The organism is Cryobacterium sp. N19, assembly GCF_002929595.1.
GTDB classification, from domain to species: Bacteria; Actinomycetota; Actinomycetes; order Actinomycetales; family Microbacteriaceae; genus Cryobacterium; species Cryobacterium flavum.
Genome location: NZ_PJJR01000051.1, coordinates 226,397 through 251,511 on the forward strand (window position 1 = coordinate 226,397; position 25,115 = coordinate 251,511).

The following is a 25,115-nucleotide window of genomic DNA, read 5'->3' on the forward strand; positions in this document are numbered from 1 at the left end:
GGCTAAACAGAGCGGCTAAACGGATCAACTCAAACGTGAGAATCTGTCGGTTTAGCGTAGCGTGCAGGGAGCTCCTGCGTCAGAGTCGTGCATACCCCCGTTTGGGGCACCAGATGCCCGCCGCGCAGTGGGTGCGCGGCCGGATTCGAGCGGGCCGGCGGCATCCGCTCTGCTGGGATTCAGCGCCAGAATCAGCAGCAGGCCTAGCAACAGGTGCATCGGGCGCAGTGCGTCGATCGCGTTGAAGCCGGCGATGCACACCGTGTACGCCGCCAGGGCGGCGGCAGCGCCGACCGCCCTGCGGGACAGAGCGTGGGCAATGGCCGAGCCGATCATGAGCAGGAACAGCGCCAGGCCGGGCAGGCCGATACTGATGAGCAGCTGCAGCAGCGAGTTCTCGATGGTGACCTCGTTGAACAGGCGCCCGGTGATGCCGGACGTGCCAGGGCCCGACCCGATCCAGCCGGTGAGATTCGCGGCCTGTACCGACACCCACACGCCGAGGTCGCGGGCCTGCGAAGAGAGCTCGGCTTCGACGGAGTTGTTGCGAGCGGTGAAGGCATCGAACTGGAACAATCCCACCACGGCAATGACAAAGAGCCCGGCCAGCAGGGCGAATTTGCCCCAGCGCTTTTCGCCGCGCAGCACGAGCGACACCGCGTAGGCGAAACCGATGGCGATGGCAGCGGCGAGAATCGCCCCGCGCGAGACGGTGGTGACCAGGCCGAGGCTACTGAAGACGGCCGCGGCGAGCGCGAGCTTGGAGTTCTCCCGCAGCCAGATGCCAATGGCCAAGGCGCAGGCGACGGCAAAAAACAGGGCCGCGAAGAGCGGATGCCCGAATGACGCGTCGGCCCGATACACCGACCAGTGCTGGTGGTCGGTCAGCCCGAGCGCCGAGAACAGGGTGCCCCAAATCGGGTTGAAACGCAGAACCCCTTCGACGACCGCGTAGGCACCGAGCCAGGCTCCGAGCAGCAGCCAGGTGCGGCGAATCCAGTACGCCTCTCGGGTGCTGGTGCCGATGCATAGCGGCAGCAGAACGGCAGCGCTGAAGCTGATCATCCAACCCAGGCTCGCCTGCAGGTCGGTGGTGCGCGCGAGGGTGAACAGTGTCCAGACCAGAAACAGCAGGGCGAAGTAGCGGGTGGCCGACCGGAAGGGGGCCGGCGGGGTCGCGGGGCTGGCATCCGTTTTCGTTGGCAGCAGGCGTCGCAGGGCCCAGATGACGATGATCATGGTGGTCAGCGGCAGGGCGCCGATCGGGCCGTCCTGCGGCAGGATGCGCGCCGGAATCAGCGCGAAGGTGACGAGCGCGACGGCCGGCAGGATGTGCGCCGGCAGCAGGAACAGGGTGACGACGGCGGCAAAGGCGAGCAGGGTGAGTGGAATCAGAATGATGCCCACTGTGGTGATGAATCGGGGCAGCACGACGCTGGACACAATGACGAACAGTGCGGCGAGCACGACCAGAACGACCGGCGTGCTCCTCAATCGGCGCAGGGTGGAATCGAACATCGGCCGCCTCGGGTAGTAGTGGCGCAGTGTTGGCGCAGTGAATAGTTCGGGTATTGCGCAGCACTATTGGTGCGAATAGCCGCAACGATAACACGTGAATTTTCCTCAGCACCAGCGCAATGGTGTGAAAATCGGTATTTGGGTCAACATGACGGCGTGAACTGCGCCTTCAGAAATCCGGCGCTCTGGTAGACGAACTGGTAGGCCCATTTGCCGGGATCCATCGGCTGTGCGGCGCCGATCACCGCGAGTTCCCCCGCGTAGCACCGGCTGATCTGCACCCGGGCCCGGCTCACGTGGTAGCTCGAGGTGACCACGATCACCCGGTTCCAGCCGCGTTCGGTCGCAAACGCCGCGATGGCCTCGGCCTCACCGCGGGTCGTTGTGGGGTGTGGATCGAAACACTCCACGGTAATCGCCGTGCCCGGTACCGGCACCGCTCGCGCACACAGATTCGCCGGTCGGGTATCACCGCCGAACGCGTCGGAGATGAAGATCTTTCCGCTGTAGCCGGCCTGGGCGAGGTGCACGGCCTTCGCCACCACGGCGGCGCTGCCGAGTCCGCCGAGCACGACGATAGCGTCGGCGGCGACCGGTTGGTCCTCGCGCGGAAACATGACCGTTCGCGTGGTGATGGCCAGGAAGCCCACGGTCAGCAGCACGAGGCCGGTGAGCACGATCAGCGCGCGCTGCCGACGGGGGTGCCTCACTCGCTGCGCGGCAGCATTCGCTCTGCTGGTCGGGATTTCAGCGCCGCGACCGGCGGGCGACCGGAGAACCAGGTCGGCACGGCGAATCCGTAGCGCAGCACCGGCAGGTCGCGCACCAGGCGCCAGAACAACAGCGAGGCAGCGACGGCGCCTCCGGCGACGATCAGGGGCAGCACCGGGGCGAGGCGGTCGAGCCAGGCCTGGCCGCGCGCGAGCAGCAGCAGGCTGGTGATGGCGGAGACGAAGAGAACGTGCACCACGTAGATCGGCAGGGTGTTGCGGCCCACATAGGTCAGCCAGGTGAACGCGCGAAAGCCCACCAGAAACCGGGCCAGGAGCAGGCCGGCGCCGAGGGCGGCGAGGCTCACCAGCACGAGGCTGCCTGTGATGAACGGCACCCGGGCGTCGACGGTGAGAATCACTCCGGCCAGCACGAGGAAGCCCGCACCGAAACCGAGCCCCAGCCCGAGAGCGCCGAACCGGCTGGGCCGGTCGACGAAGGCCAGGATCCATTCGCGCAGGTAGCAGCCGAGCAGAAAGAACACGAAGTAGCGGCCGATTCCGTTCCAGGCGATGTTGCCGGTGTCCGCGCGCGCGAAGAACAACACCGACAACACGGCGGCAACACCGATCTGCACCCGCCAGTCGACGCGATTGAGCATCAGTTTCGCGGCCACGAAGAACAACGCGAGGGCGTAGAGAAACCAGAGGCCATTGCTCGGGCGCACGGGGGCGAGCAGCAGGTCGATCGGGTTGGTCTCATCGAAGCCCGCGGGGTTCGGCAGCAGCGAGAAATACGCGAAACGGATGACCGTCCACAGCAGCAGCGCCCACACCAGCAGGCTCAGCCGGGTGCGCCAGAGCGCCGGCCAGGTGCGTTTGATGATGGAGCCGGCAAACAGCCCGGAGGCGAGAAAGAACAGCGGCATGCGAAACACGATGAACACCAGGTTGATCTTGTTCCACAGCTCCGGGGCGAGGCCGGAGAGAACCGTCCACTGCACGGCGTGCGCGAGGGCCACGAGCAGAATGGCAATGCCTTTGGCACCGTCGACCCAGTCGACCCGGGTGCGATCGATTGTGCTGGCCACAAGTGCCTCCCTGCTAGACCGTCCCGTGTCTCAGACCGACCACGGTGTTATACCGACCACTGGGCGAAGGTTTTGATCATGTCGGTGTGGGCGAAGCCCGGCGTTTCGTGGCCGAGCGTGTGATACATCACCTGGGTGTCGGCGGCGACGAGCTTGATCTTGTTGACCAGAGCGAGGCCGTTCTTGCTCGGCACGACGACGTTATCGGGGTGGGCATCATCGGAGACGAGCACCTTGACCCGGCTATTGGTCCACGGTGTTGCGCTGATGCGCGCCGGGTTGGTGCCCTTGATCAGGGTGGGGTCGTTGTTGTAGGCGTCGCCGACGTGCGCCTGATTCTTGGTGTCGTAGGCGTAGAGCCACTCGTTGTCATAGAGGCCGTTCACCATGTACAGGCCGCGAATGTAGGGGATGAGCTTCTTGCCGTAGGTGTAGCAGGCCAGCGACCCGCCAAAGGAGGTCGCGCGCAGAAAATTGCGACGCACGGTGTAGAGCGAGTTCAGGTAGGTCCAGGCGTTCTTCTGGGCAGTCGTGGCGATGGAGTTGGTGTACTGGGTGCCGCCGGCATTGATGCAGATGGCGATGCTGTTCTGGTCGACCACCAATTCGCCCGGGTATTTGAAGCCGCCGTTCAGCGCGTTGTGGGAGCTGGAGGCTGCGTGATAGAACCACACGGCACCGATGGCGGCGGTCGAGTTCATCGAGATTGTCTGCGGAATGAACAGGCGGGCCTGATCGCCGCCGATGTCCACCTCAACGTTGTCGTAGAGCTTCCGTCCCTTCTGGGTGAGCACATTCGACAGGCGCGACACCTCCCCGGGTAGTTTCGGGGCGGTGGCAGCGAACGCGGCGGGTGCGCCGAGCGCACCCAAGCCGAGCGTGGCTGCGCCAGCAGTTGACAAAGTGAGAAACTCTCGACGCTTCATTCTGCCGAAGGTAGCAGAGAGAAACGACGAGGTCCAACCCGAAATGTTAGCGAAGGTGGATCGGGTGGGGCGTCTGGCGCGGTCCGAGGGCGAATCGCAGCACGACGAGCGCGAGACCCGTGCCGAGTAGTGCCCCGAGACTGTTGGCGACAACGTCGTTCACGGTCGCGAACCGTTCCGGCAGAAAAATCAGCTGGCCGAGCTCGATCATGGCGCTGATCAGGGCGCCAGCCACCGGGCCGAGCCACCAGCGGCGCGCTCCTGCGAGCACGACGACGAGCAGGCCCACTGGAACGAACAGCGCGATGTTGGCGGTGAACTCAATGGTGTCGTAACCGAACCGGTTCGGCATTCCGTGCGCGTGCAACCAGGTCACGAAAGCCCCGATTGATCCGTGCATGTCGCGGTCGACCGGCGTGGGCCAGAATGCGATCAGCGCGAGCAGCACCAGGTAGACCAGCGTGATCCACAGGGCGCCGCGGCGCAGCAGGCTGTGCCGACGTCGTCGAATCACGGTCATGTCAGGTCCTGCATACTCGTCAACTCTGCCTTACCCGGCGGCAGCGGCCGGGCCGTTGCCGGCGACGCGTTTCGGCAGGGCAAAGACGAGCACGAGCGCGAGCAGGGCGAACCCGACGCTCACCGCCATGGCCATGGTGGCGCTGTGGGTGAAAGCCGTGGCGAGGGCATCCGCTCCAGGGCCGGTCACGGTCAGGGTTCCGAAGAAGACGCTGCCGATCACGGCGATACCGACCGCGCTGCCGACGCGCTGCATCACGCCGACCACGCCGCTCGCGCCGCCCGCCTCGGCGCGATCGACGGTCGCGACGATGAATGACACGTTCGGGGCGATGAAGAATCCGCTGCCGAGGCCCGCAATGAACAGAGGTGGCAGCAGGTGCCAGTTGGTCAGATCGCCCGGGGTGGTCAGCAGCATGACCAGCCAGATCCAGGTCAGGCCGATCGTGACGAAGGCAACGCCGACCACGAGAATGGTGCGTCCGAGGCGTTTGGCCAGTCGGTCGCTCTGTGAGGCCCCGAGAATCGTGCCGATCGCGAAGGGGATGGAGACCAGGCCCGACTCGAGGGCGCTGTGCCCGAGGCCGGCCTGCCAGAGGATGGAAATGGTGAAGAAAATGCTGGTGAACGCCGCGAAATAGACCAGCGCGAGAATGACACCGCCGGTGAAAGCCGGGTGGGAGAACAGGTGCGGAGGCACGAGCGGGCTGCCGCTGCGCCTGGCGACGGACACCTCCCAGGCACCGAACGCCACCACGAGCAGCACGCCGGCGGCCAGGGTGAGAAAAGTCCAGAGTGGCCAGCCTTGGTCCTGCCCCTCGATCAGCGGCACGAGGAGCGCCACGAGACCGACCGAGATGAGCACGAGTCCCAACCAGTCGATGCCCGCCCGCGAGCTCCGGGTCTTCTCAGGGAGCGCGGCGCCGCCGGGCAACAGAAAGACCGTGGCGATGAGGGCGAGAACACCAATCGGAAGGTTCACCCAGAACACCAGCCGCCAGCCGTTCTCCACACCGAAGGCTTCGATGATCAGTCCGCCGACGATGGGGCCGAGGGCCGTCGAGACACCGATGACCGAGCCCATGATGGCATAGGCCTTGCCACGGGACAGCGGCGGAAACATCAGTTGGATGACGGCGGTCACGGCTGGCACGAACATGCCGCCGGCCAGGCCCTGAATGACCCGGGCGACGATGAGCTGCAGGTCGTTTTGTGCGAGTCCGCAGGCGAGGCTGGCCAGGGTGAACAGGGCCAGGCCGGTGAAGAAGACCCACTTGTGGCCGTACCGGTCGCCCACCCGGCCCGCCGGAATGAGCGCGAGGCCGAAGGCCAGGGCGTAACCGGAGATGATCCACGACAGGGTGGCTTCGCTGGCATCGAGGCTCGTGCGGATGCTCGGCAGCGCCACGTTCACGATGGTCGTGTCGAGCAGGGCCATGAACATACCGGCGAGAAGCACGATCAGGGCCTGCCAGGCGCGGCGGGGAACGACGGAAGTTGTTGGGGTGGCTGGCGTAGAAGTCATGCGCGAGATCCTTTTGCGCCGGTCTCCCGGCGATCCTCGGCAGGAGTGACGCTGATGCCGACAGGCGATCCTACAACAAAACCCCCACTCGATTGGAGTGGGGGTTTTATGATATTTCTGCTGATTTTACTGCTGTCGGGGTAACAGGATTTGAACCTGCGACCTCGTCGTCCCGAACGACGCGCGCTACCAAGCTGCGCCATACCCCGATGGCCCGTGGGCCTCAATCAGTATAGGCGCTCCAAGCCTCCCGCGACGAATTGAGTCGGCAGTTAGGCTGCGGTCAGGGTCAGCAGGGTCGCCTCGGGCGGGCAGGCGAACCGAACCGGCGCATAAATCGAGGTGCCGAGACCGGCCGAGACGTTCAAAAAGGCGGTGCGCAGGCCGTGGTTCCACAGGCTCAAACCCTTCACCTGGCGGCGCGGAATGTCGCAATTGGTCACGAGCGCTCCGAAACCGGGTACGCAGACCTGACCGCCGTGGGTGTGGCCGGCCAGAATGAGCTGGGCGCCGTGGTTCACGAACGAATTCAACACGCGTTGGTACGGCGCGTGAGCCACGCCCACCGTGAGAGTGGAACGCGGGGCCGCGGCTTCTTCCGGGTCGGGCCAGACGTCATCGCCGAGCGGATCGTTGGCCCGTAGGTCGTCGATCGCCCGCGTGATCAGGTCGAGCCGGTCGCGGCCGATGTGCGGGTCGTCGACGCCGAAGAACTCCACGTGGGTGTCCGCGAGGTCGAGAGACTCGGCCGCGTTGTTGATGTCGGTCCAGCCGAGATCGGCGAACACCCGGCGGAGGGCATCGGTGTCGAGCTCCTCCCGGCGCACAGTACGCCGGCTGGACGGCCCGCCGAAGTAGGTGAACGGGTTCTTCAACTGCGGACCAATGTAGTCGTTGGAACCGTTCACGAACACACCGGGAATTCCCCGGAACGGTGCCAGGGCATACTCGATGCCCGTGACGCCGTCTTCATGCCCGAGATTGTCGCCGGTGTCGACCACGAGATCGGGCTTCAGAGCGGCGAGACTGCGCAACCACTCCTGCTTGTTCTTCTGCCACGGAGCCATGTGCAAATCGGAGAGGTGCAGCACCCGGATAGGCGCCGATCCCGGCGCGAGCACCGGCACACTCACCTCACGCAGGGTGAACCGGGTGCGCTCCACGAGCGCGCCCCAGGCGAAGGCGGCCAGGCCGAAGGCGCCCGCCGCCGCGAGCGACGCGCCGACGAGCCGCCCGCCCTCGCCCAGGCTACGGAGCGCTGTCATCCGTTCTTTCCGTTGTTGGCACCTTGACCGGATGCGGCCGGCTCCGGCGCGGTGTACTTGCCGATGACGATCGTCACCCCGTCACCGGGGCGGCTGGCCGTTCCCTCGCCCGGCTGAATCGCCACCACCTTGCCGTCCTGCGCCTTGTCGGTCACGGCCTGTTCGAGCTTGGCCACGCTGAAGCCGTAGGGGGCGGCCGACAGCGTGGCGCGGGCATCCGCTTCGGTTTTACCGATAACCGCGGGAATCACGACTCCGGTGCCGTCACTCGAGAAGGCCGTGACGGTGGCACCGCGAGTGGATGCTGAGCCGCCGGCCGGATCGGTGTTGGCTACGGTGCCGGCGGGGATCTCGGAGCTGGTCACGCCGCCGTCGACGAACAGGAACCCGGCCCCTTCAATTGTGCTCTTGGCTTCCGCCATCGACTTGCCGCGCACGTCGGGCACCGGAACGGCGACAGCGTTGATCACGCTGGAGGACGCCTCGGGAAAGTCGTCTCCGCCGTACTTCGCATTGGCATTGGACATGACGAGCGGCCAGATGCGGTGGCGTGCCGTGGCGGCATACTTGCCCAGCAGGGTGTTTTTGTAGCTACGCTGGCTCTTCCAGTTGTTGCCGCCGACGTTGACCACGCCGACCACGGTGGCGACCTTGGTGCTGGCGCCGCTCATCCAGGTGTCCTTGGCGCCGTCAGTGGTTCCGGTCTTACCGATCATGGGAAGGCGGGGAGATGTGTTGCGGTTGGATTCGTTTGCTGTCCCTCCGCCTCCCATAACCGTCTTCATGGCGTACTGCATGCCGGCAGCGACTGCCGGCTCAACGGACTGCTGGCAATTCGATTTGGGGATCGGCAGCTCGGTGCCGTCGGACGCGAGCATCTTCGAGATAGCGACCGCACTACAGGTCATGCCGTTATTGGCGATGCCAGCGAAGGCGACTGCCATCGTGAGCGGCGCGATCTCATTGGTGCCGATGACCGAAGCCGCTCCCTGGTCGAGGGCACCGCCGTCAGCCCGGTGCACTCCGAAATTTTCGGCGGTCTTGCGGATGCCGCAGAGGTCGAGCTTCTTGGCCATGCCGATGAAGCCCGTGTTGATGGAACCCATCGTGGACTGCAGGGCCGAGTAGTTGGTTCCGCTCTCATTGGAGTCGTTGCGCGGGTTGAAGGGCGGCGTGTCGTTGTCGTAGTTTCGCACGCCGAGGCAGCTGTCTTGAAAATTGCCCCAGTTCGATTTGCGGCGGGAGTCGACTCGTTCGGTCAACGCGTGGCCTTCCTTGAGCCACTCAGCCAGGGTGAACACCTTGTAGGTAGAACCGGGCTGGAACCCGCCGGACCCGCCATAGGCGAAGTCGGTGTTGTAGTTGATGCTCGTGTAGTTGGCGCCGGTGGCCTGCACGGCCGGGTCCTGGCTGTAGTCCTTGTTCTGGGTCATCACCAGCACATTGCCGGTGCCGACTTGCACACTGGACACGACGCCGCCGACGTTCCAATCGTCGTAGGTCTTCGGAACGTTGGCGTTGAGCGCAGCGACGGCGGTGGCCTGAAGCTCGAGGTCGAGGGTGGTATAGACGTTGAACCCGCCCTGGCTAAAGTTGGCCAGGCGTTCTTCCTCGGTCGCGCCGAAGGTCACGTCGTTCTTGAGAATCTTGGTGACGTAGTCGCAGAAGAAGGCGTTGTCGCCGGCGGTCTGGCAGCCGGTGCTGGGTACCGTGATGACGGGCTCGATCGGCGCTGCGATGGCAGCGTCGTAGTCGGCCTGCACGATCTTGTCGTACTTGAGCATCTCGTCGAGTATGTAGTCCCGCCGCAACTTGTTGGCAGCGTAGCCGTTGGCCGCGCCGTTCGTTTCGCTGTCGGGGTGGTCGAGCTGAAACTTCACCGGGTTATTCACGATCGCCACCAGGCTCGCCGCCTGCGGCAGGGTCAGATTGAGGGCGGTGGTGTTGAAGTAGTAGTTGGCGGCGGCTTCGATGCCGTAGACCGTTCCGCCATACCCGGCAATGTTGAGATAGCCGCGAAGAATGTCTGCTTTTTCGTACTTCTTCTCGATGCCGATGGCGAGGCGCATCTCGCGCAGCTTGCGGTCGGCGGTGGGCTTGGTGGCATCGGCGTAGCACGACTTCGCCGCATCGGCGTCGGTCATGACCTCACACTTTTGAATGAGCACGTTCTTCACGTACTGCTGCGTGATCGATGAGCCACCGCGGGTGCCGCCGCCGGCCAGAGTCTGCACGGCACCGTTGAAGCTGGACTGAATGTCCACGCCACCGTGCTCCATGAACCGCGGGTCTTCACCGGCAATCGCGGCATCCTTGGCGAACTGGCTGATCGCGTCAGAGGCGACGTCTACCCGGTTCTGCTCGTAGAACGAGGCCAGAAGTACGCGGGTACCCACCGGATCCTCGGCGTTGGTCGACGCGTAGATGTTGCTCTTCTGGGAGAGCCGATCGATGGAGAGATACTCGGGCAGGCTGTCGAACACGTTGATGGTGTTCGTAGCGGCCATGCCGGACAGGGCAACGGCGGGGGCGACGGCGGCGGTCACGAGAATGCCGGCAACGGCACTCATCCCGACGAGACCCAGGAAACCCCCCAGAGCCCCGCTCACGGTTCGATTTTTGGCAGACATACACTTGAGCGTAAGCGACAAATCTGAACGCCCGCCTAAATAGGAGTCACATGCCCGCCTGGGAGTACCTCACAACACCGTTGATGATCCACAACACGGCCGCTATTTTGAACAACTGGGGCACCGACGGGTGGGAACTCGTGCAGGTTGTCCCCGGCCCCGAAGGCGGCCTGGTTGCCTATCTCAAACGCCCGCTCGCCGGCAAGGAAGAGGCCTAAGCGTGTCGAAGATCGAAGCCCGACTGGCCGAACTGGGTCTTGAATTGCCCAGCGTCGTACCGCCGGTCGCCGCCTACCTGCCCGCCGTGATCAGCAACGGGTTCGTCTATACCGCCGGCCAGCTGCCCATGGTGTCCGGCGCGCTGCCCGCCGCCGGCAAGGTCGGTGACGGTCACGGCCTCGTTCCCGCCGCTGACGCCCAGGAATATGCCCGCACCTGCGCCCTCAACGGCCTCGCCGCCATCAAGAGCGTCATCGGTTCGCTCGACCGCATCACCCAGGTGGTGAAGGTCACCGGCTTCGTCGCCTCCGATCCGTCATTCACCGGCCAGCCGACCGTGGTCAACGGAGCCTCCGACGTTCTCGTGGAGATCTTCGGAGACATCGGCCGCCATGCGCGTTCCGCTGTCGGCGTCGCGGTGCTGCCGCTCGACGCTCCGGTTGAGATCGAGTTCGTCGTCGCGTTCGCCTAACCGCCGTTATCTGCGCGGCGCGAGCCGGGGCATCCGCTCTGAAACGGATGCCCCGGCGCGCGTTCCGTACACCTGTGCCGGTCGCTCGACCCACCGGGTCATCGCTTGCGCCATCAGCAGGCTGAGCGGCACCGACACCAGAGCGCCCAGCCACCAGCGCCCCGGTCCGGCGAGCAGTGCGAAGGCCACCACTATCGGAAAATGCACGAGGTACAGGCTGAAGCTGATCGAGCCCAGCCAGGTGAGTAGTCGGCGCGGCCAGTGCCCGCTGAGCCGCGGCCCGCTGAGCCGCGGCTCGCTGACCCGCTGCGCAGCTGGCCAGAACGCCACGGTCGCCACGATCACGAACGCGCCGGCCACCCGCAGCGACAGGGTGACGTCGCTCCACTCGCCGTTGGTCAGCGGGCGCAGTATCCAATAGGCCACGAGGAGGAACGGGCCGAGCGCGGCCAGCGCGAATCTGAGCAGGCGACCGCTGGCCCGTTCGGCCAGCCGCTCGCTGCACCGCTGCAGTTCGTCAAAGTTGGCAGCGAGCAGGGCGCCGAGCGCGAACGGCGGCAGGTACATGAGCGCCTGGGTGGTCGTGACGTAGCCGAGGCCGGCGAGGGCACACCAGAAAGCGGCCCAGAGCAGAACACGGCGCACCGGGGCGCTGACCAGACTGCGGGTGAACGCGGCGAGGACGACGAACACCGGCAGCAGCAGCGAGAACCACATTTCCCAGACCAGGGACCACAGGGGCGGGTTGATGTCGGGGCGCCGGGTCTCTCCAATGATGCTGGCTTCCCGCAGCAGATTGCCAAGGCCCAGGTCTGGTGTGTCCTGCCGGGCCAGCCACGGCCCGCCTGCCGCGCCCACCGTGCGCGGCACCAGCACGATCCAGATGACAGCGAGGCCCACCGACACCAGCACGGGTACGGCCAAACGGATGACGCGGCGCACGTAATAGGCCACCCAGTCGTACCGCGCGCCGTTCCAGCGGGCAGCCAGCGGGGACCTCACGAGCACGAAGCCGCTCAGCACGAAGAACACCAACACGAACTCGGGGCCGGCCAGCAACACCTTGAGCGGGGACAGAGTGGTCCACCAGCCAACGGAGTACACGGTCAGGCCGGCACTCGACTCGTAGGCTGCGGCGATCTGCGGCACCGTCATCGATACGTGGTGCACCAGCACAACAACGGCGGCCACCCCGCGCAGCGCATCCAGCCGGCCGAGGCGACCGCGCCCGGGTGTCGCGGCTGAAGTCATGTCCACACAGTAGGGCCCCTTGCTGGTTCCCGGGCGGGAGCCTGCACAACTCCTGCAATTTGTGGGGGTCGCGCGAAGCATCCGCGTGAAATTAGGGGCCAGATCTGCGGCGGCGGTGAATTGCAGGAGTTACGGTGCCGGGGGGAACGGCAACGGCCGACTTCCGGAGGGAAGACGGCCGTCGCTGGTGTTCGCTGGCTACTTCTTCATCTGCGAGGTGATGGTGTTCATGACCATCGTGTCGGCGAGGGTCGTGACGTCGCCGACGTCGCGTCCCTCGGCCGCGTCACGCAGCAGACGGCGCATGATCTTGCCGGAGCGGGTCTTCGGCAGCTCGTCGACGATGTAGATGTCGCGCGGGCGGGCAATGGCACCGATCTGCTGGGCAACGTGCTTGCGCAGAATATCGACGATGTCCTCGTGCGAGGCAATTTCAGCCTGGCTGAACTTGATCACGACGAACGCGACGACCGCCTGACCGGTGGTCTCGTCGGCGGCACCGACCACAGCGGCTTCGGCCGTGAGCGAGTGGGCAACGAGAGACGACTCGATCTCGGCCGTGGACAGGCGGTGGCCGGACACGTTCATGACGTCGTCGACGCGGCCGAGCAGCCAGATGTCACCGTCGTGGTCGAGCCTGGCGCCGTCGCCGGCGAAGTACAGCGGGCCGTCCTTCGCGCCGGTTGTGCCCTCGAACTTGTCCCAGTAGGTCTCCTTGAAGCGCTCGGGGTCGCCCCAGATGCCGCGGAGCATGGCTGGCCAGGGCTGGGTGACGACGAGGAGCCCGCCATTGCCGTGGCCCACGTGCACGCCGTCGTCGTCGAGCACGTCGATGGTGATGCCGGGAACCGGAACCTGGGCGGCGCCCGGCTTCGTCGAGGTTAAGCCGGCGAGGGCCGAGACCATGATCGAGCCGGTCTCGGTCTGCCACCAGGTATCGACGATCGGCGTGATGTTACTGCCGATGACCTCGCGGTACCACATCCAGGCCTCGGGGTTGATGGGCTCGCCCACCGAGCCGAGGACGCGCAGGCTCGACAGGTCGAACTGCTGCGGAATCTGACGGCCCAGCTTCATGAACGTGCGGATCGCGGTCGGCGCTGTATACAGAATCGAGACCTTGTACTTCTCGATGATTTCCCACCAGCGGCCGGTGTGCGGGGAGTCGGGGGTGCCCTCGTAGAGCACCTGGGTGGCGCCGTTGGCGAGAGGGCCGTAGACCACGTAGCTGTGTCCGGTGATCCAGCCGACGTCGGCGGTGCACCAGTAGACATCCGTTTCAGGCTTGAGGTCGAAGACGTTCTGGTGAGTGAACGCGTTCTGAGTCAGGTAACCGCCGCTGGTGTGCAGGATGCCCTTGGGCGCGCCGGTCGTGCCCGATGTATACAGAATGAAGAGCGGGTTCTCGGCCGGGAAAGCCTCGGCCTCGTGCTCGGGAGACGCCGTCTCCATGGCGTCGGACCACCAGATGTCGCGGTCGTTCCACTGCACGTCCTGGCCGGTGCGCTTGACCACGAGTACGTTCTTCACCGAGGAGTCGTTGGACTGCAGGGCGGCGTCGACGGCCGGCTTGAGGGCGCTGATCTTGCCCTTGCGGTAGCCGCCGTCGGCCGTGATCACGAGCACGGCATTGGCATCGTCGATGCGCGAGCGCAGGCTTTCGGCGCTGAATCCGCCGAAGATGACGGAGTGCACGGCGCCGATGCGGGCCACGGCGAGCATGGAGATGACAGCCTCTGGAATCATCGGCAGGTACACGGCCACGCGGTCGCCGGCTGTCACGCCGAGGCCGCGCAGCACGTTGGCGGCTTTTTTGACCTCGGTGGTGAGCTCGGCGTAGGTGTAGCTGCGGGAATCGCCGGGCTCGCCCTCGAAGTACAGAGCTACGCGCTCGCCGTTGCCGGCCAGAACGTGGCGATCGAGGCAGTTGTAGGCGACATTGAGTTCGCCGTCTTCAAACCACTTCGCGAACGGCGGGTTGGTCCAGTCGAGGGTCTTGGTGAACGGCTTGTGCCAGTGCAGCAGATTGCGGGCCTGATCAGCCCAAAAGGTGGTCGGGTCGTTTTGCGCTTCGGTGTACAGGTCTGGTGTCGCTGCTGTCTGCGCGGCGAACTCGGGAGTGGGCGCGAATCGACGCGATTCGTGCAGGAGGGTGTCAATTTTAACCGTCATATGTGTAATTCGCTCCTTTGCGGTACGTGCATGCAGGACATTGCCAGCTCACCTGAACCCTACCGGTTTCAGGCCAATCTCTGTATACACAAACGAAATACTGAGAAATGGACCCCTGTTTCAGGGTGATTTTGTACCCCCCGCCCGAGTGTCCTCTCTAATGAGGACATCGGACTTGCATTTTGAGCGCGGCTGCGTAAACTAAACACGTCTGAACGAAAGTTTTGACCAGCATCGCGTACGGTTCCCCCCAATCTGCGCGATGCTAGGCGGCACCTGTTCCCCCCAATAGGTGCCGCCCCTTCTATTTAAGCGGTTCCATAGTTTATGGCGGGTGCGCGGAGTTGATGTGGGTGAAAAGTCGTGCCGGTGCGGCTCCTCCCCTGCTTCCTCGGCCCGCCGGTTGTCCACAGATTGTGCCGGCCGAGCCGGCGCCGGCACGGCTGGCCGTACCGTCGAAGCATGGGCCAGCCTTTCGTTGCCGTTCCGTCGTACGCCGTTCCGGTCGCGGCCGTTGCAGTGTCGGCCATGCCGAGTGCTGTCGGTTCGGGCGCTGCCGTCTCGGGCGTTGCCTATTCGGGCTCGCCAGCTGTGGCCGATCCCTGGGCGGCGCCGCCGGTCGGCCCGGCGGTGGCACAGTCGGGCACGTCGGGCACGTCGGGTTCTGGAGCCGCACCGCCGCCTGTGAACTCCGCCCGGCACCGTTCGCCGACAGCGGATGCCGCTGGCGCGAGACCGCAGACCACCCCGACGACCCTGTCGCTGGTCGGCAACGAGCGACTGAACGTGCGGGCGCTGGGCCCGCTGGCCAGCTATGCTGCCGCCCCGGAGACCACTGATCTGTTCGTCAACGGAGATGCCGGTCTGTGGATCGACGCCGGGCACGGTCTCGCATTCGCGCCGGCCTGGCAGCTCGGCGAGGCCGAAGTGCGCGAGCTGGCCGTACGGCTGATCGCTCTGGGCGGGCGGCACATTGACGAAGCGAGCCCGTGCGTCGACGTGCGACTGGCCGACGGCATTCGGGTGCACGCCGTGCTTCCACCGGTCTCGAGCACTGGAACCCTCCTCTCGATTCGGCTTCCCCACGCCGCCGACCGGAGCCTTGGTGCACTTGCTGACGCCGGTTTGTTTGGCGTGGGGGAGGCAGCCGCTGCCCGATTGGGTCGGCTGCGTGCCGCTGTGCGCGGCCGCCAGAATCTGCTGATCACCGGTGCTGCCGGGAGCGGAAAGACCACGCTGCTGGCAGCGCTGCTCGGCGAAGCGCCGGACAACGAGCGCATCGTCGCGATCGAAGATGTCGCCGAGTTGCGCATCCGGCATCCGCACGTGGTGGCCCTCGAGGCCAGGCAGGCCAATCTGGAGGGGGCCGGGCGCATCGGCCTGGAGGCGCTGCTGCGGGAGGCGCTGCGCATGCGGCCGGATCGGCTCGTGCTCGGCGAGTGCCGCGGGTCGGAGATTCGGGAACTGCTCGCCGCGCTCAACACCGGTCACGACGGGGGAGCGGGCACGCTGCACGCGAATTCGCTCGAAGACGTTCCGGCCCGTCTGGAGGCGCTCGGTTCTCTCGCCGGCATGAGCGCTTCCGCCGTGGCCCGGCAGACCGTGAGCGCGATCGGCCTGGTGCTGCACCTGGAACGCACCGACGGGGTACGCCGACTCGACGCCGTCGGCCGTTTCACGCTCGACGGCCGAGACCGGCTCTCGATCGAGGCGGTCTGATGCGGGGCGATCAACCAGCCACGATTCGGCCAGGGGACAACCGTGCGCCGAGCTGATGCTGTCCCGCCGATCGAAGAGGTCGCGGCAGTGACCCAACGGCTGGCGGTATTGCTGTCGGCGGGTGTGTCCCCGGTGTCCGCTTGGGGCTATCTGTTACCGCCGTCACTACTGGTGGATTCGGGGACCACGGGCATCCTGCGTGCTGCAGCGCGCGCCGCGGCCCGGGGTGACAGCGTGGCCGATGCGATCGCTGGTCAGGCACGAAGGCTGGGCCGTGAGAATCCTTCGGAGGGCCGTGCCGCACGTCCGGCGACTGCCGCACCCGGGCGACGCCGGAACGGCGCGGCCGCTGAGGCCGAGCACGCCTGGTTCGGACTCGCTGCGGCCTGGCAGGTAGCAACCCAGGCTGGTGCGCCGCTGGCCGGCTGCCTGCGCGAACTCGCCGCATCCCTGCGGGAACTCGCCCAGGTGCAGCGCGATCTCGAGGTGGCGCTGGCGGCTCCGCGCGCGACCGCCCGGCTGGTGATGGTGCTGCCGCTGATCGGGGTCGTCTTCGGCAGCCTTATGGGCTTCGACTCCCTGCACACCCTGTTCGCGACCGTGCCTGGGTGGGTTTGCCTCGGCGGCGGCGCTCTGCTGATGCTCGCCGCCGCAGGCTGGAACCGGGCGTTGGTGCGTCGGGCCGGCCCGACCGACCTCACGCCGGGGCTGCGACTGGAACTCATGGCCATCGCTATGAGCGGCGGAGGTTCCATCGACCGCTCCCGTGCACTGGTGCAGGCTGCCGCCGAGCGCTACGGCATTGCAGCGGGCGACGCGGGCGACGTCGGTGACCCGGTTGACCGGGTACTCGACCTCTCGACGCGTGCGGGAGTTCCTGCGGCGGAACTACTGCGCAGCGAGGCCGAACAGCTTCGGCGCGATGCCCGCAGCGCGGGGCAGCGCCGGGCCGCGACACTCTCCGTGACGCTCATGCTGCCGCTCGGCCTGTGCGTGTTGCCCGCGTTCATGCTGGTCGGCGTCGTGCCGTTGTTGCTCAGCGTGCTCTCCTCCACCCTGACGACGTTCTAAAACTGTCCACAGATAAGCGGATGCCGCCGCCCGCGCCAGCGGATCGGAGCAGAGTGAACGTGCTCGTGCCGCCCAACCCGCGTCGATGGACGCCGAAGGAGACGAGTCCGTGTATACAAAGACCACCCTGAAAAAACTGGCCGACGAGGCCGGAGCAGCGACGGCGGAATACGTTGTCGCCACGATGGCCGCGGTCGGGTTCGCCGGGCTGCTCATCGTCATTCTGCGCAGCGACGAGGTGCGCGGAATGCTCACCGATCTGGTGCGACGTGCCCTCAGTATCGGGTAGCCAAAGTGGGCGAAGTAGCCGGGGCAGCACGACCGCTGAGTTCGCCACGGCACTGCCGGCGGTCGTGCTGGTGCTGGCCTGCTGCCTCGGTGCTGTTCAGGTTATTGGTGTGCAGGTGCGGTTGACGGATGCTGCCGCCAGCGCCGCGCGTTCGCTCGCCCGCGGCGACAGCGCGGTACGGGCTGCGGGGCTCGTGCATCAAACCGTGGCGGGCGTCAGTCTGGCTCCGGAGCGCCGCGGCGAGTTCGTCTGCGCGCGCGTCGTCACGCGTGCGCCGGGAATCTTCGCGGGCCTCACCCTCGAAGCACAGTCCTGCGCTCTGGCCGGCGGCCAATGAGCGAGGGAATCGGCACGCCGAGCGACAGGGCCTCCCGGACCGGAACTTCCGGGTTTGGAGTCTGGCCCGAGACCGGGCCTGGCTCGACCGAGCGGGGAGCCGGGTCGATCCTCGCGCTCGCCGTGCTCGCTGCCACCGTGCTGCTGACAACCCTCGTCGTGTCGGTTCTCGGGCTGCTCACCGCGGGCCGGTCCGTCGCGAACGCGGCCGATGCAGCCGCGCTCGCCGCCGCCGACACAGCCTCCGGTGCCATCCCGGGCTTCCCCTGTGAGGCAGCGGATGCCGTCGCCACGATGAACGAGACCACCGTCACAAGCTGCACGGTAACGGGACTGATCGCGTCCGTTTCGGTGCGGCGGCGGGTGCACGGCATCGACATCTCCGCGAGTGCTCGGGCCGGGCCGCCAGCCTGATCTGACGAGCTAACTACGAGAGGAGCACCTCGAGGTAGCGGTACTCGACCGCGCTCGGGCGGCCGGGGAAGTCGGAGCCTTCGAATTCCAGGCCGGCGCCGCGCGCGTAGAGATAGCGCTTGCCGGAATCGGCCGGAATCTCGATGCGCGGCTGCGGATCACCCGAGTCGAGAAAAGTCGTCGTGATTGTCTTGCCCTGAAGGGGCCCGTCCGTCAACTTCGCGGTGTATGTGGCCGTCATTGTACCCATGGGTCTATTCTGCACTGGGGCGGGCAAACAGCAAGGGTTTGGGATTGTTGTGCTGCATGCTCTGAGCGAACTGAGCACGGGCTGGGAGCGCCGTGTGTGCGAGCGGGACGCGCCGAGACGTGCCCGTCGATTAGGCGCGCACTCCATTCCGGTGTGTATGGTGTGCCTTGGCCCACATTTGGTCACTACGTATAAAGAGGAGTCTGGTGCCAGGCACTAAGAAGCTGGTCATTGTTGAATCACCGACCAAGATGAAGTCGATCGCCGCGTATCTCGGCGACGGCTACGAAGTTTTGTCTTCGGTTGGTCATATTCGCGATCTGATCGAGCCGAAAAACCTGCCGCCTGAGCTCAAGAAGGGTGCCCTCGGCCGATTCTCGGTCGATGTGGAGAACGGTTTCGAACCGTACTACGTGGTCAGCGACGCCAAGAAGAAGACTGTCAGCGAACTCAAGCGGGCCCTCAAAAATGCGAACGAACTCCTGCTCGCAACTGATGAGGACCGCGAGGGCGAGGCCATTGCCTGGCACCTGCTGCAGGTGCTGCAGCCCAAGGTTCCGGTCAAGCGCATGGTGTTCCACGAGATCACCAAAGACGCCATCCTCGCAGCCAAAGACAACACCCGCGACCTCGACACCGCCCTCGTCGACGCGCAGGAAACCCGCCGCATCCTCGACCGCATCTACGGTTACGAGATCTCCCCGGTGCTGTGGCGCAAGGTCGGCCCCGGTCTGTCCGCCGGCCGCGTGCAGAGCGCCGCGACCCGCCTCGTCGTCGACCGGGAGAAGGAGCGCCTCGCGTTCGTCTCCGCCGGCTACTGGGATCTGCTGGCGCGACTGGCAGCATCCGCTTCAGAAACAGAGCAGGCGTTCGACGCGAAGCTCGTTCGACTGAACGGTGAGCGCATTGCCACCGGTGGCGACTTCGACGACTCCGGTGCGCTCAAGCCCACAGTGAAGGCCGTCACACTGGACGCCTCCGCCGCCCAGGCGTTGACGACCGCGCTGCGGGCCCCCGGTGTGAAGCTCGAGGTCACCAAGGTCACCTCCAAGCCCTACCGTCGCAGCCCCGCAGCTCCGTTCACCACCTCGACCCTGCAGCAGGAAGCGGCACGCAAGCTGCGCTTCACCGCACGGCAGACCATGAGCGTCGCCCAGTCGCTGTACGAAAACGGGTACATCACCTATATGCGTACCGACTCGCCGTCGCTCGGGCAGCAGGCCCTCACGGCTGCCCGCACCCAGGCCGCGGCACTCTACGGCGCCGAGACGGTTCCGGATGCCCCGCGCGCCTACAAGGGCAAGAGCAAGAACGCCCAGGAAGCGCACGAGGCAATTCGCCCCTCCGGCGACACCTTCCGCACCCCGACCTCGCTTGCCTCCAGCCTGCGCGGCAACGACTTCAAGCTGTACGACCTGATCTGGAAGCGCACCGTCGCCTCGCAGATGAAGGACGCCACCGGCTCAACCGCCTCGGTGACCATCGCGGCCGGCCCGACCGGCACGTCGGAGCACCCCTCCGCCTCGGGTGCGCTCGCCGAATTCGGAGCCAGCGGAACGGTCATCACCTTTCGCGGCTTCATGCTTGCCTATGAAGAGTCCAAGGACGAGGAGCGCAACGCGTCGACGGATGCGACCGAGTCCAAGCTGCCGCCGCTCGAAGAGGGCCAGACACTGACCCTGCTCGAGCTCGAAGCCAAGGGCCACGAGACCACCCCGGCCGCCCGGTACACCGAGGCCAGCCTGGTGAAGAAGCTCGAAGAGCTCGGCATCGGGCGCCCCTCGACGTTCGCCTCGATCATCTCGACCATCACCGAGCGCGGCTATGTCACGCCGCGCGGTCAGTCGCTCGTTCCCAACTGGATCGCTTTCTCGGTCGTGCGCCTGCTCGAAGAATTCTTCGGCGACCTGGTCGAATACGACTTCACCGCCGAGATGGAAGACGACCTCGACCGCATCGCCGGCGGCGAAGCCAACCGCCTGGACTGGCTCACCAGCTTCTACTTCGGCAGCGACAAGCACCGCGGCCTGCGCCAGGTCATCGACAACCTCGGTGAGATCGACCCGCGCGTGATCAACTCGGTCGCCATCAGCGACGACATCACCCTGCGCATCGGAAAGTACGGCCCCTATCTCGAGGTCATCGACCCCGATGCGGCAGCGGATGCCCCGCCCCGCCGAGTCAACATCCCGCCGGAACTCGCGCCCGACGAACTGACCGCCACCAAGGCTCGCGAGCTCATCGACGCCCCGGTCGTCACCGACCGCGTGATCGGCCTCAACCCCGACAACGGCAAGGAAATCGTCGCCAAGGACGGCCGCTTCGGGCCGTACGTTACCGAGCTCGCGCCGGCACCGGCCGAGCCGGTTGCTCCGGTCGTCGTCGTGGCTCCGGTCGAGACGATCGACCCCGTCACCGGCGAGGTCACCGTGGCCAAGCCGAAGCGCAAGCCGGCCGCGAAAAAGGTGGCCGCGGCGGACAAGCCGCGCACAGCATCCATTTTCAAGTCAATGGACCTGGCCGCCGTCGACCTCGAAACGGCCCTGCGCCTGCTCGCGCTGCCGCGCGTCGTCGGGCTCGACCCAGAGACCGGTACCGAGATTCTGGCCCAGAACGGCAAGTTCGGGCCGTACCTCAAGAAGGGCATCGACACCCGGTCGCTCACGAGCGAAGACCAGATCTTCGACATCGACCTGCCGGGTGCGATCGAGCTGTATGCCCAGCCGAAGTACGGCGCCCGCCGGGCGTCGAGCGCACTGAAAGAGTTCGAAGCGCCCGACCCGGAGAGCGGCAAGGCGATCAAGATCAAGGACGGCCGGTTCGGAGCGTATGTGACCGACGGGGTCACCAACGCGACGATTCCCAAGTCGGAGGACATCGAGGAGATCGACTTCGACCGGGCCGTGCAGCTGCTCGCCGACAAGCGGGCCAAGGGTCCGGCGGCTCCCCGCAAGAAGGCACCGGCCAAGAAAGCCGCTGCCAAGAAGCCGGCAGTCAAGAAGGCGCCGACCGCTGCGGCCAAGGCGGCGACCGCGAAGAAGGCAGCCGCTACCCGCGCCAAGAATGCGGCGGCCAAGGCCGCGCTGACCGGCGCACCCGTGGTCAAGAAGCTGGCTGCGAAAAAGCCTGCAGTGAAAAAGGCTGCCAGTTCGGCCGCAGAATCCGCCGCCACGACAACGATCGCGCCGAAGGTCTCGTGACCGGTCTGTTCATCACCCTCGAGGGCGGCGACGGATCCGGCAAGACCACTCAGGCGCAGTTGCTCACCGACTGGCTCGAAGCGCGGGGGCGCACCGTGGTGCGCACCCGCGAGCCCGGCGGAACGGATGTCGGAGTCGAGATTCGCCAGATCGTGCTGCACCACCGCGGCGAGGTCGACCCGCGCGCCGAGGCCCTGCTCTACGCCGCCGACCGTGCCCAGCACGTGGGCACCAAGCTGCGGCCCGCGCTCGCCCGCGGCGACGTAATCGTGCAGGACCGCTACCTCGACTCCTCCGTGGCTTACCAGGGAGCCGGCCGCGTGCTCGGCGCCTCCGAGGTGCGCGACCTGTCGCTCTGGGCTGCCGAAGGACTGCTGCCCGACCTGACCGTGCTTCTCGACCTCGACTCGCGTGCCGCCCGGGCCCGGCTCGACGCCGACGACAAGGTCTTCGACCGGCTCGAAGCGGAGAAGAACGACTTTCATGCCCGCGTGCGCGCCGCGTTCCTCGACCTGGCCGCCGCCGAACCCGACCGGTTCCTGGTAGTGGATGCCGCCGCCCCCGTCGCCGAGATCGCCGCCACCATCCGGTCCCGCGTCCTCCCCCTCCTTCTTTAAGGGACGGGGCCCAGGCCCCATCCGGTTACGGGAGTGCGGACGCGGCCTGTCGGCGGCGCGGGTTACCCTTGACTCATGGCAGTGTGGGACAACCTAACGGGACAGGCCGACGCGATCGCCATCTTCCGGGCGGCGGCGCAGCGGGTGCCGTCGACCACCGGTGCAGCGGATGCCGGGGGAGCGGCCGGCAGCACCGCCACCGCCGAATCCAGTTCCATGACGCACGCCTGGCTCATCACCGGCCCGCCCGGCTCCGGCCGCTCCAACCTCGCTTTCGCTTTTGCGGCGGCCCTGCTGAGCCCGGGCACCCCCGACGGCGACCTCGCGGCCGCCCGTCAGGTGGAGGCGCGCACCCACCCCGACCTCAGCGTGCTGACGACCGAGGGCGTCATCATCCCGATGAAGACCGTCAAGGAGGCCGTCGCCCGCTCGCAATACTCGCCCTCGGTCGGTCGTTACCGGGTCGTCGTGGTCGAAGATGCCGACCGCATGGTCGAGCGCACCTCGAATGTGCTGCTAAAAGCCCTCGAAGAACCGCCCGAACGCACGGTGTGGATTCTGTGCGCGCCGAGCGAGGCCGACCTGCTCCCCACCATCCGCTCGCGCGTGCGCACGGTTCGTCTGCGCGTGCCGAGCGTCGCCGACGTCGCCGACCTGCTCGTGCGCCGCAACGGCGTCGACCCCGTCATCGCCGAGCTCAGCGCCCGCCTCGCCCAGAGCCACATCGGTATGGCTCGGCGGCTCGCCACCAACGCTGATGCGCGGGCACGACGCGAGGAGACCCTGCGCGCGGCTCTCGGCATCCGCTCGGTGTCGTCTGCCGTCAACGCTGCCGCTCGACTGCTCGCGATCGCCGGTGACGACGCGAAGGCGATTACCGTCGAGCTGGATGCCGCCGAGCGCGACGACATGCTGCGCTCGCTTGGTGTCGAAGCCGGGCAGTCCGTGCCACCGGGGCTACGTAGCCAGATCAAAGACCTCGAAGACGACCAGAAGCGCCGGGCGAAGCGCAGCCTGCACGACGGCATCGACCGTATTCTGGTCGACCTCGCCTCGCTCTATCGCGATGTCTGCATGGTGCAGCTCGGACGGGAACACGCCGTGATCAACCTCGAACTGCTCGCCGAACTGCGCACGGCCAGTGTGGCCGGCAGCCCAGCAACCACGGTCGCCACGATGGACGCCATCGCCGTGGCCCGCCAGCGCATTCAGGGCAACGTCGCCCCGGCTCTCGCCCTCGAGGCGATGCTCGTGTCGGCGATCCGCCGCCCCCAGTAAGACGCCCCCAGCGCCACCATACGCAGTGACTCCCAGCCGCTTTCGGTAGCCTGAACCGCAGCATCCGCTTCACGCTATGAAAGAGGAACCCGTTGAACCGACGCACTCGCGCCACCAGCATCACCGCCGCAGCCCTGGCCCTCACCCTCGCGCTGAGCGGATGCGCCTCCTGGTTCGCGACGGATGCCGGCCCGACCGAGTCCACCCCCACCGGCGAGCAGGTGACGAACGACCTCGACCCGTTCTACAGCCAGGTGCTGCAGTGGAGCGACTGTGGCGACGGCTTGCAGTGCACCGATGCGTCAGCGCCGCTCGACTACACCGATCCGGCCGCCGGCGATGTCTCGCTGGCCCTGGTACGCCACGTCGCCACCGGCAATGACCGGATTGGCTCGCTGCTGGTGAATCCCGGTGGGCCGGGCGGTTCCGGCTACGACTTCATCAAGGATTCCCTCGACTACGCCACCGACTCCACCCTGCAGGCGAGCTTCGACATCGTCGGGTTTGACCCTCGGGGAGTCGGGCGTTCCTCGGCGGTCGTCTGCTATGACTCCGCGGAGATGGATGAGTACGTCTACGGGCTCACGACCGCCGAGCGCGGAACGGATGCCTGGATCGCCGAGCTGAAAGCCTCCTCTGACGCCTTCGCTGCGGCGTGTGCCCAGCGCACCGGGCCGCTGCTCGGCACGGTTGACACCAAGAGCGCCGCCCGCGACCTTGACCTGCTGCGCGCCGTACTCGGCGACACCCACCTGAACTACCTCGGCTACTCCTACGGCACCTTCCTCGGAGCCACCTACGCCGAACTCTTTCCCGAGAAGGTCGGCCGCCTCGTGCTCGACGGTGCCGTCGACCCCTCGACCAGTAACTTCGAGGTCACCAAGACCCAGGCGGTGGGCTTCGAAAACGCCCTGCGCGCTTACCTCAGTGACTGCCTGGCGGGCGAGGACTGCCCCTTCCGTGGCAGTATCGACAGCGCGATGACGACGATCGGTGCGCTGCTGAAATCCGTCGACGCAAGCCCGATCACCGCCACAGACGGCCGTCAGCTCGGCGGAAACGCGCTGCTCACCGCGATCATCTACCCGCTCTATCAGGCCACCGCGTGGCCGCAATTGAGCACGATGCTGGACACCGTGCTGCACGGCAGCGCCGAGGGCGCGTTTCAATTTGCGGATGCCTACAACGGCCGGGACGCAAACGGCGACTACACCGACAACTCCACCGAGTCGTTCATGGCGATCAACTGCATAGACTATCCGTACAACGCCGACCCGACCGTGATGCGTGCTCAGGCTGCCGAGCTCGAGGCTGCAGCACCGGTGATCGGCCCGTTCATGAGCTTCGGCGACATCGGCTGCGCCGACTGGCCGTACAAGTTCACCGGCGAACGCACCGAGATTCATGCGCCGGGCGCGGCACCCATTCTCGTCGTCGGTACCACCAACGACCCGGCCACCCCCTACGTCTGGGCGCAGCAATTGGCCGAGCAGCTCGACAGCGGCAGCCTCGTGACCTACACCGGCGAAGGACACACCGCCTACAACAAGTCGAACTCCTGTGTGAACGATGCCGTCGACTCGTATCTGGTGGACGGAATCGTGCCCGCCTCCGACCCCCAGTGCTAGCATTTTGCGTGCTGT

Annotated in this window: 22 protein-coding genes and 1 tRNA gene; 11 read left to right on the forward strand and 12 right to left on the reverse strand. The window is 66.3% G+C overall.

The genetic code is table 11. The features are described from left to right. Positions 1–51: 51 nt before the first annotated feature. The 9 genes from CXY78_RS12670 to CXY78_RS12710 form a co-directional block, all read right to left on the reverse strand. Positions 52–1,518 (reverse strand): O-antigen ligase, encoded by a 1,467-nt coding sequence (locus tag CXY78_RS12670; RefSeq protein WP_092339154.1) that lies wholly within the window; start codon positions 1,516–1,518, stop codon positions 52–54. A 143-nt stretch (positions 1,519–1,661) separates the two neighbouring features. Then, the gene (locus tag CXY78_RS12675; protein WP_092339152.1) at positions 1,662–2,228 is read right to left on the reverse strand and encodes a YdcF family protein; all 567 of its coding nucleotides are present in this window, start codon (positions 2,226–2,228) and stop codon (positions 1,662–1,664) included. After that, a complete protein-coding gene (locus CXY78_RS12680) occupies positions 2,225–3,319 on the reverse strand; it encodes an acyltransferase family protein (protein WP_104089631.1) in 1,095 nt (364 codons plus the stop codon). Before CXY78_RS12680 ends, CXY78_RS12675 begins: the two co-directional genes overlap by 4 nt. 47 nt (positions 3,320–3,366) lie before the next feature. Continuing rightward, entirely contained in the window at positions 3,367–4,245 is an 879-nt protein-coding gene (locus CXY78_RS12685) for a hypothetical protein (RefSeq protein WP_104089632.1), read from the reverse strand. Positions 4,246–4,291: 46 nt separating this feature from the next. Next, entirely contained in the window at positions 4,292–4,765 is a 474-nt protein-coding gene (locus CXY78_RS12690) for a VanZ family protein (protein ID WP_104089634.1), read from the reverse strand. 30 nt (positions 4,766–4,795) lie between these two features. Beyond that, positions 4,796–6,289 carry a DHA2 family efflux MFS transporter permease subunit gene (locus CXY78_RS12695; protein WP_104089635.1) on the reverse strand — a complete coding sequence of 498 codons (1,494 nt, stop codon included), beginning with the start codon at positions 6,287–6,289 and terminating at the stop codon, positions 4,796–4,798. A gap of 135 nt (positions 6,290–6,424) precedes the next feature. Then, a tRNA-Pro gene (locus tag CXY78_RS12700) sits at positions 6,425–6,498 on the reverse strand. A gap of 63 nt (positions 6,499–6,561) precedes the next feature. Beyond that, entirely contained in the window at positions 6,562–7,554 is a 993-nt protein-coding gene (locus CXY78_RS12705) for a metallophosphoesterase (RefSeq protein WP_092339142.1), read from the reverse strand. Further along, on the reverse strand, positions 7,551–10,163 hold the full coding sequence (locus CXY78_RS12710; protein WP_233206182.1) for a transglycosylase domain-containing protein: 2,613 nt from the start codon (positions 10,161–10,163) through the stop codon (positions 7,551–7,553). Before CXY78_RS12710 ends, CXY78_RS12705 begins: the two co-directional genes overlap by 4 nt. Positions 10,164–10,234: 71 nt before the next feature. Between CXY78_RS12710 and CXY78_RS21260 the strand changes: the two genes are divergently transcribed. After that, the gene (locus CXY78_RS21260) at positions 10,235–10,402 is read left to right on the forward strand and encodes a DUF4177 domain-containing protein (RefSeq protein WP_166789918.1); all 168 of its coding nucleotides are present in this window, start codon (positions 10,235–10,237) and stop codon (positions 10,400–10,402) included. Between the two features lie 2 nt (positions 10,403–10,404). Then, complete coding sequence (locus CXY78_RS12715; protein ID WP_092339137.1) at positions 10,405–10,875, forward strand: RidA family protein; 471 nt, start codon at positions 10,405–10,407, stop codon at positions 10,873–10,875. 6 nt (positions 10,876–10,881) lie between these two features. Here CXY78_RS12715 and CXY78_RS12720 read toward each other — a convergent pair whose 3' ends face one another. Then, positions 10,882–12,126 (reverse strand): acyltransferase, encoded by a 1,245-nt coding sequence (locus CXY78_RS12720; protein WP_158253320.1) that lies wholly within the window; start codon positions 12,124–12,126, stop codon positions 10,882–10,884. A 198-nt stretch (positions 12,127–12,324) separates the two neighbouring features. Next, entirely contained in the window at positions 12,325–14,298 is a 1,974-nt protein-coding gene (acs, locus tag CXY78_RS12725) for an acetate--CoA ligase (protein WP_092339133.1), read from the reverse strand. A gap of 462 nt (positions 14,299–14,760) precedes the next feature. Here acs and CXY78_RS12730 point away from each other — a divergent pair, with 462 nt between their 5' ends. The 5 genes from CXY78_RS12730 to CXY78_RS12750 all read left to right on the forward strand — a co-directional run bounded on the left by CXY78_RS12730 (position 14,761) and on the right by CXY78_RS12750 (position 18,127). After that, positions 14,761–16,017 carry a TadA family conjugal transfer-associated ATPase gene (locus CXY78_RS12730; RefSeq protein ID WP_369827305.1) on the forward strand — a complete coding sequence of 419 codons (1,257 nt, stop codon included), beginning with the start codon at positions 14,761–14,763 and terminating at the stop codon, positions 16,015–16,017. A gap of 42 nt (positions 16,018–16,059) precedes the next feature. After that, positions 16,060–17,088, forward strand: a complete 1,029-nt coding sequence (locus CXY78_RS12735; RefSeq protein WP_092339131.1) for a type II secretion system F family protein — start codon at positions 16,060–16,062, stop codon at positions 17,086–17,088. 85 nt (positions 17,089–17,173) lie between these two features. Further along, the gene (locus tag CXY78_RS12740; RefSeq protein ID WP_092339129.1) at positions 17,174–17,377 is read left to right on the forward strand and encodes a DUF4244 domain-containing protein; all 204 of its coding nucleotides are present in this window, start codon (positions 17,174–17,176) and stop codon (positions 17,375–17,377) included. Next, positions 17,358–17,714 (forward strand): TadE family type IV pilus minor pilin, encoded by a 357-nt coding sequence (locus tag CXY78_RS12745; protein ID WP_104089640.1) that lies wholly within the window; start codon positions 17,358–17,360, stop codon positions 17,712–17,714. The genes CXY78_RS12740 and CXY78_RS12745 overlap by 20 nt, the downstream gene beginning before the upstream one ends. Then, the gene (locus tag CXY78_RS12750; protein ID WP_092339127.1) at positions 17,711–18,127 is read left to right on the forward strand and encodes an Rv3654c family TadE-like protein; all 417 of its coding nucleotides are present in this window, start codon (positions 17,711–17,713) and stop codon (positions 18,125–18,127) included. The genes CXY78_RS12745 and CXY78_RS12750 overlap by 4 nt, the downstream gene beginning before the upstream one ends. A 13-nt stretch (positions 18,128–18,140) precedes the next feature. Here CXY78_RS12750 and CXY78_RS12755 read toward each other — a convergent pair whose 3' ends face one another. After that, positions 18,141–18,377 (reverse strand): hypothetical protein, encoded by a 237-nt coding sequence (locus CXY78_RS12755; RefSeq protein ID WP_092339125.1) that lies wholly within the window; start codon positions 18,375–18,377, stop codon positions 18,141–18,143. Positions 18,378–18,583: 206 nt separating this feature from the next. On the opposite strand from CXY78_RS12755, the gene topA reads away from it, so the two are divergent. The 4 genes from topA (at position 18,584) to CXY78_RS12775 (ending at position 25,100) form a co-directional block, all read left to right on the forward strand. After that, positions 18,584–21,577 (forward strand): type I DNA topoisomerase, encoded by a 2,994-nt coding sequence (topA, locus tag CXY78_RS12760; RefSeq protein ID WP_104089641.1) that lies wholly within the window; start codon positions 18,584–18,586, stop codon positions 21,575–21,577. After that, positions 21,574–22,194, forward strand: a complete 621-nt coding sequence (tmk, locus tag CXY78_RS12765; protein ID WP_233197358.1) for a dTMP kinase — start codon at positions 21,574–21,576, stop codon at positions 22,192–22,194. The genes topA and tmk overlap by 4 nt, the downstream gene beginning before the upstream one ends. A gap of 75 nt (positions 22,195–22,269) precedes the next feature. Further along, positions 22,270–23,472, forward strand: coding sequence for a DNA polymerase III subunit delta' (locus CXY78_RS12770; RefSeq protein ID WP_104089643.1), 1,203 nt, complete (start codon positions 22,270–22,272; stop codon positions 23,470–23,472). A 92-nt stretch (positions 23,473–23,564) separates the two neighbouring features. Continuing rightward, positions 23,565–25,100 (forward strand): alpha/beta hydrolase, encoded by a 1,536-nt coding sequence (locus tag CXY78_RS12775; RefSeq protein WP_104089644.1) that lies wholly within the window; start codon positions 23,565–23,567, stop codon positions 25,098–25,100. The last annotated feature ends 15 nt before the right edge of the window (positions 25,101–25,115 follow it).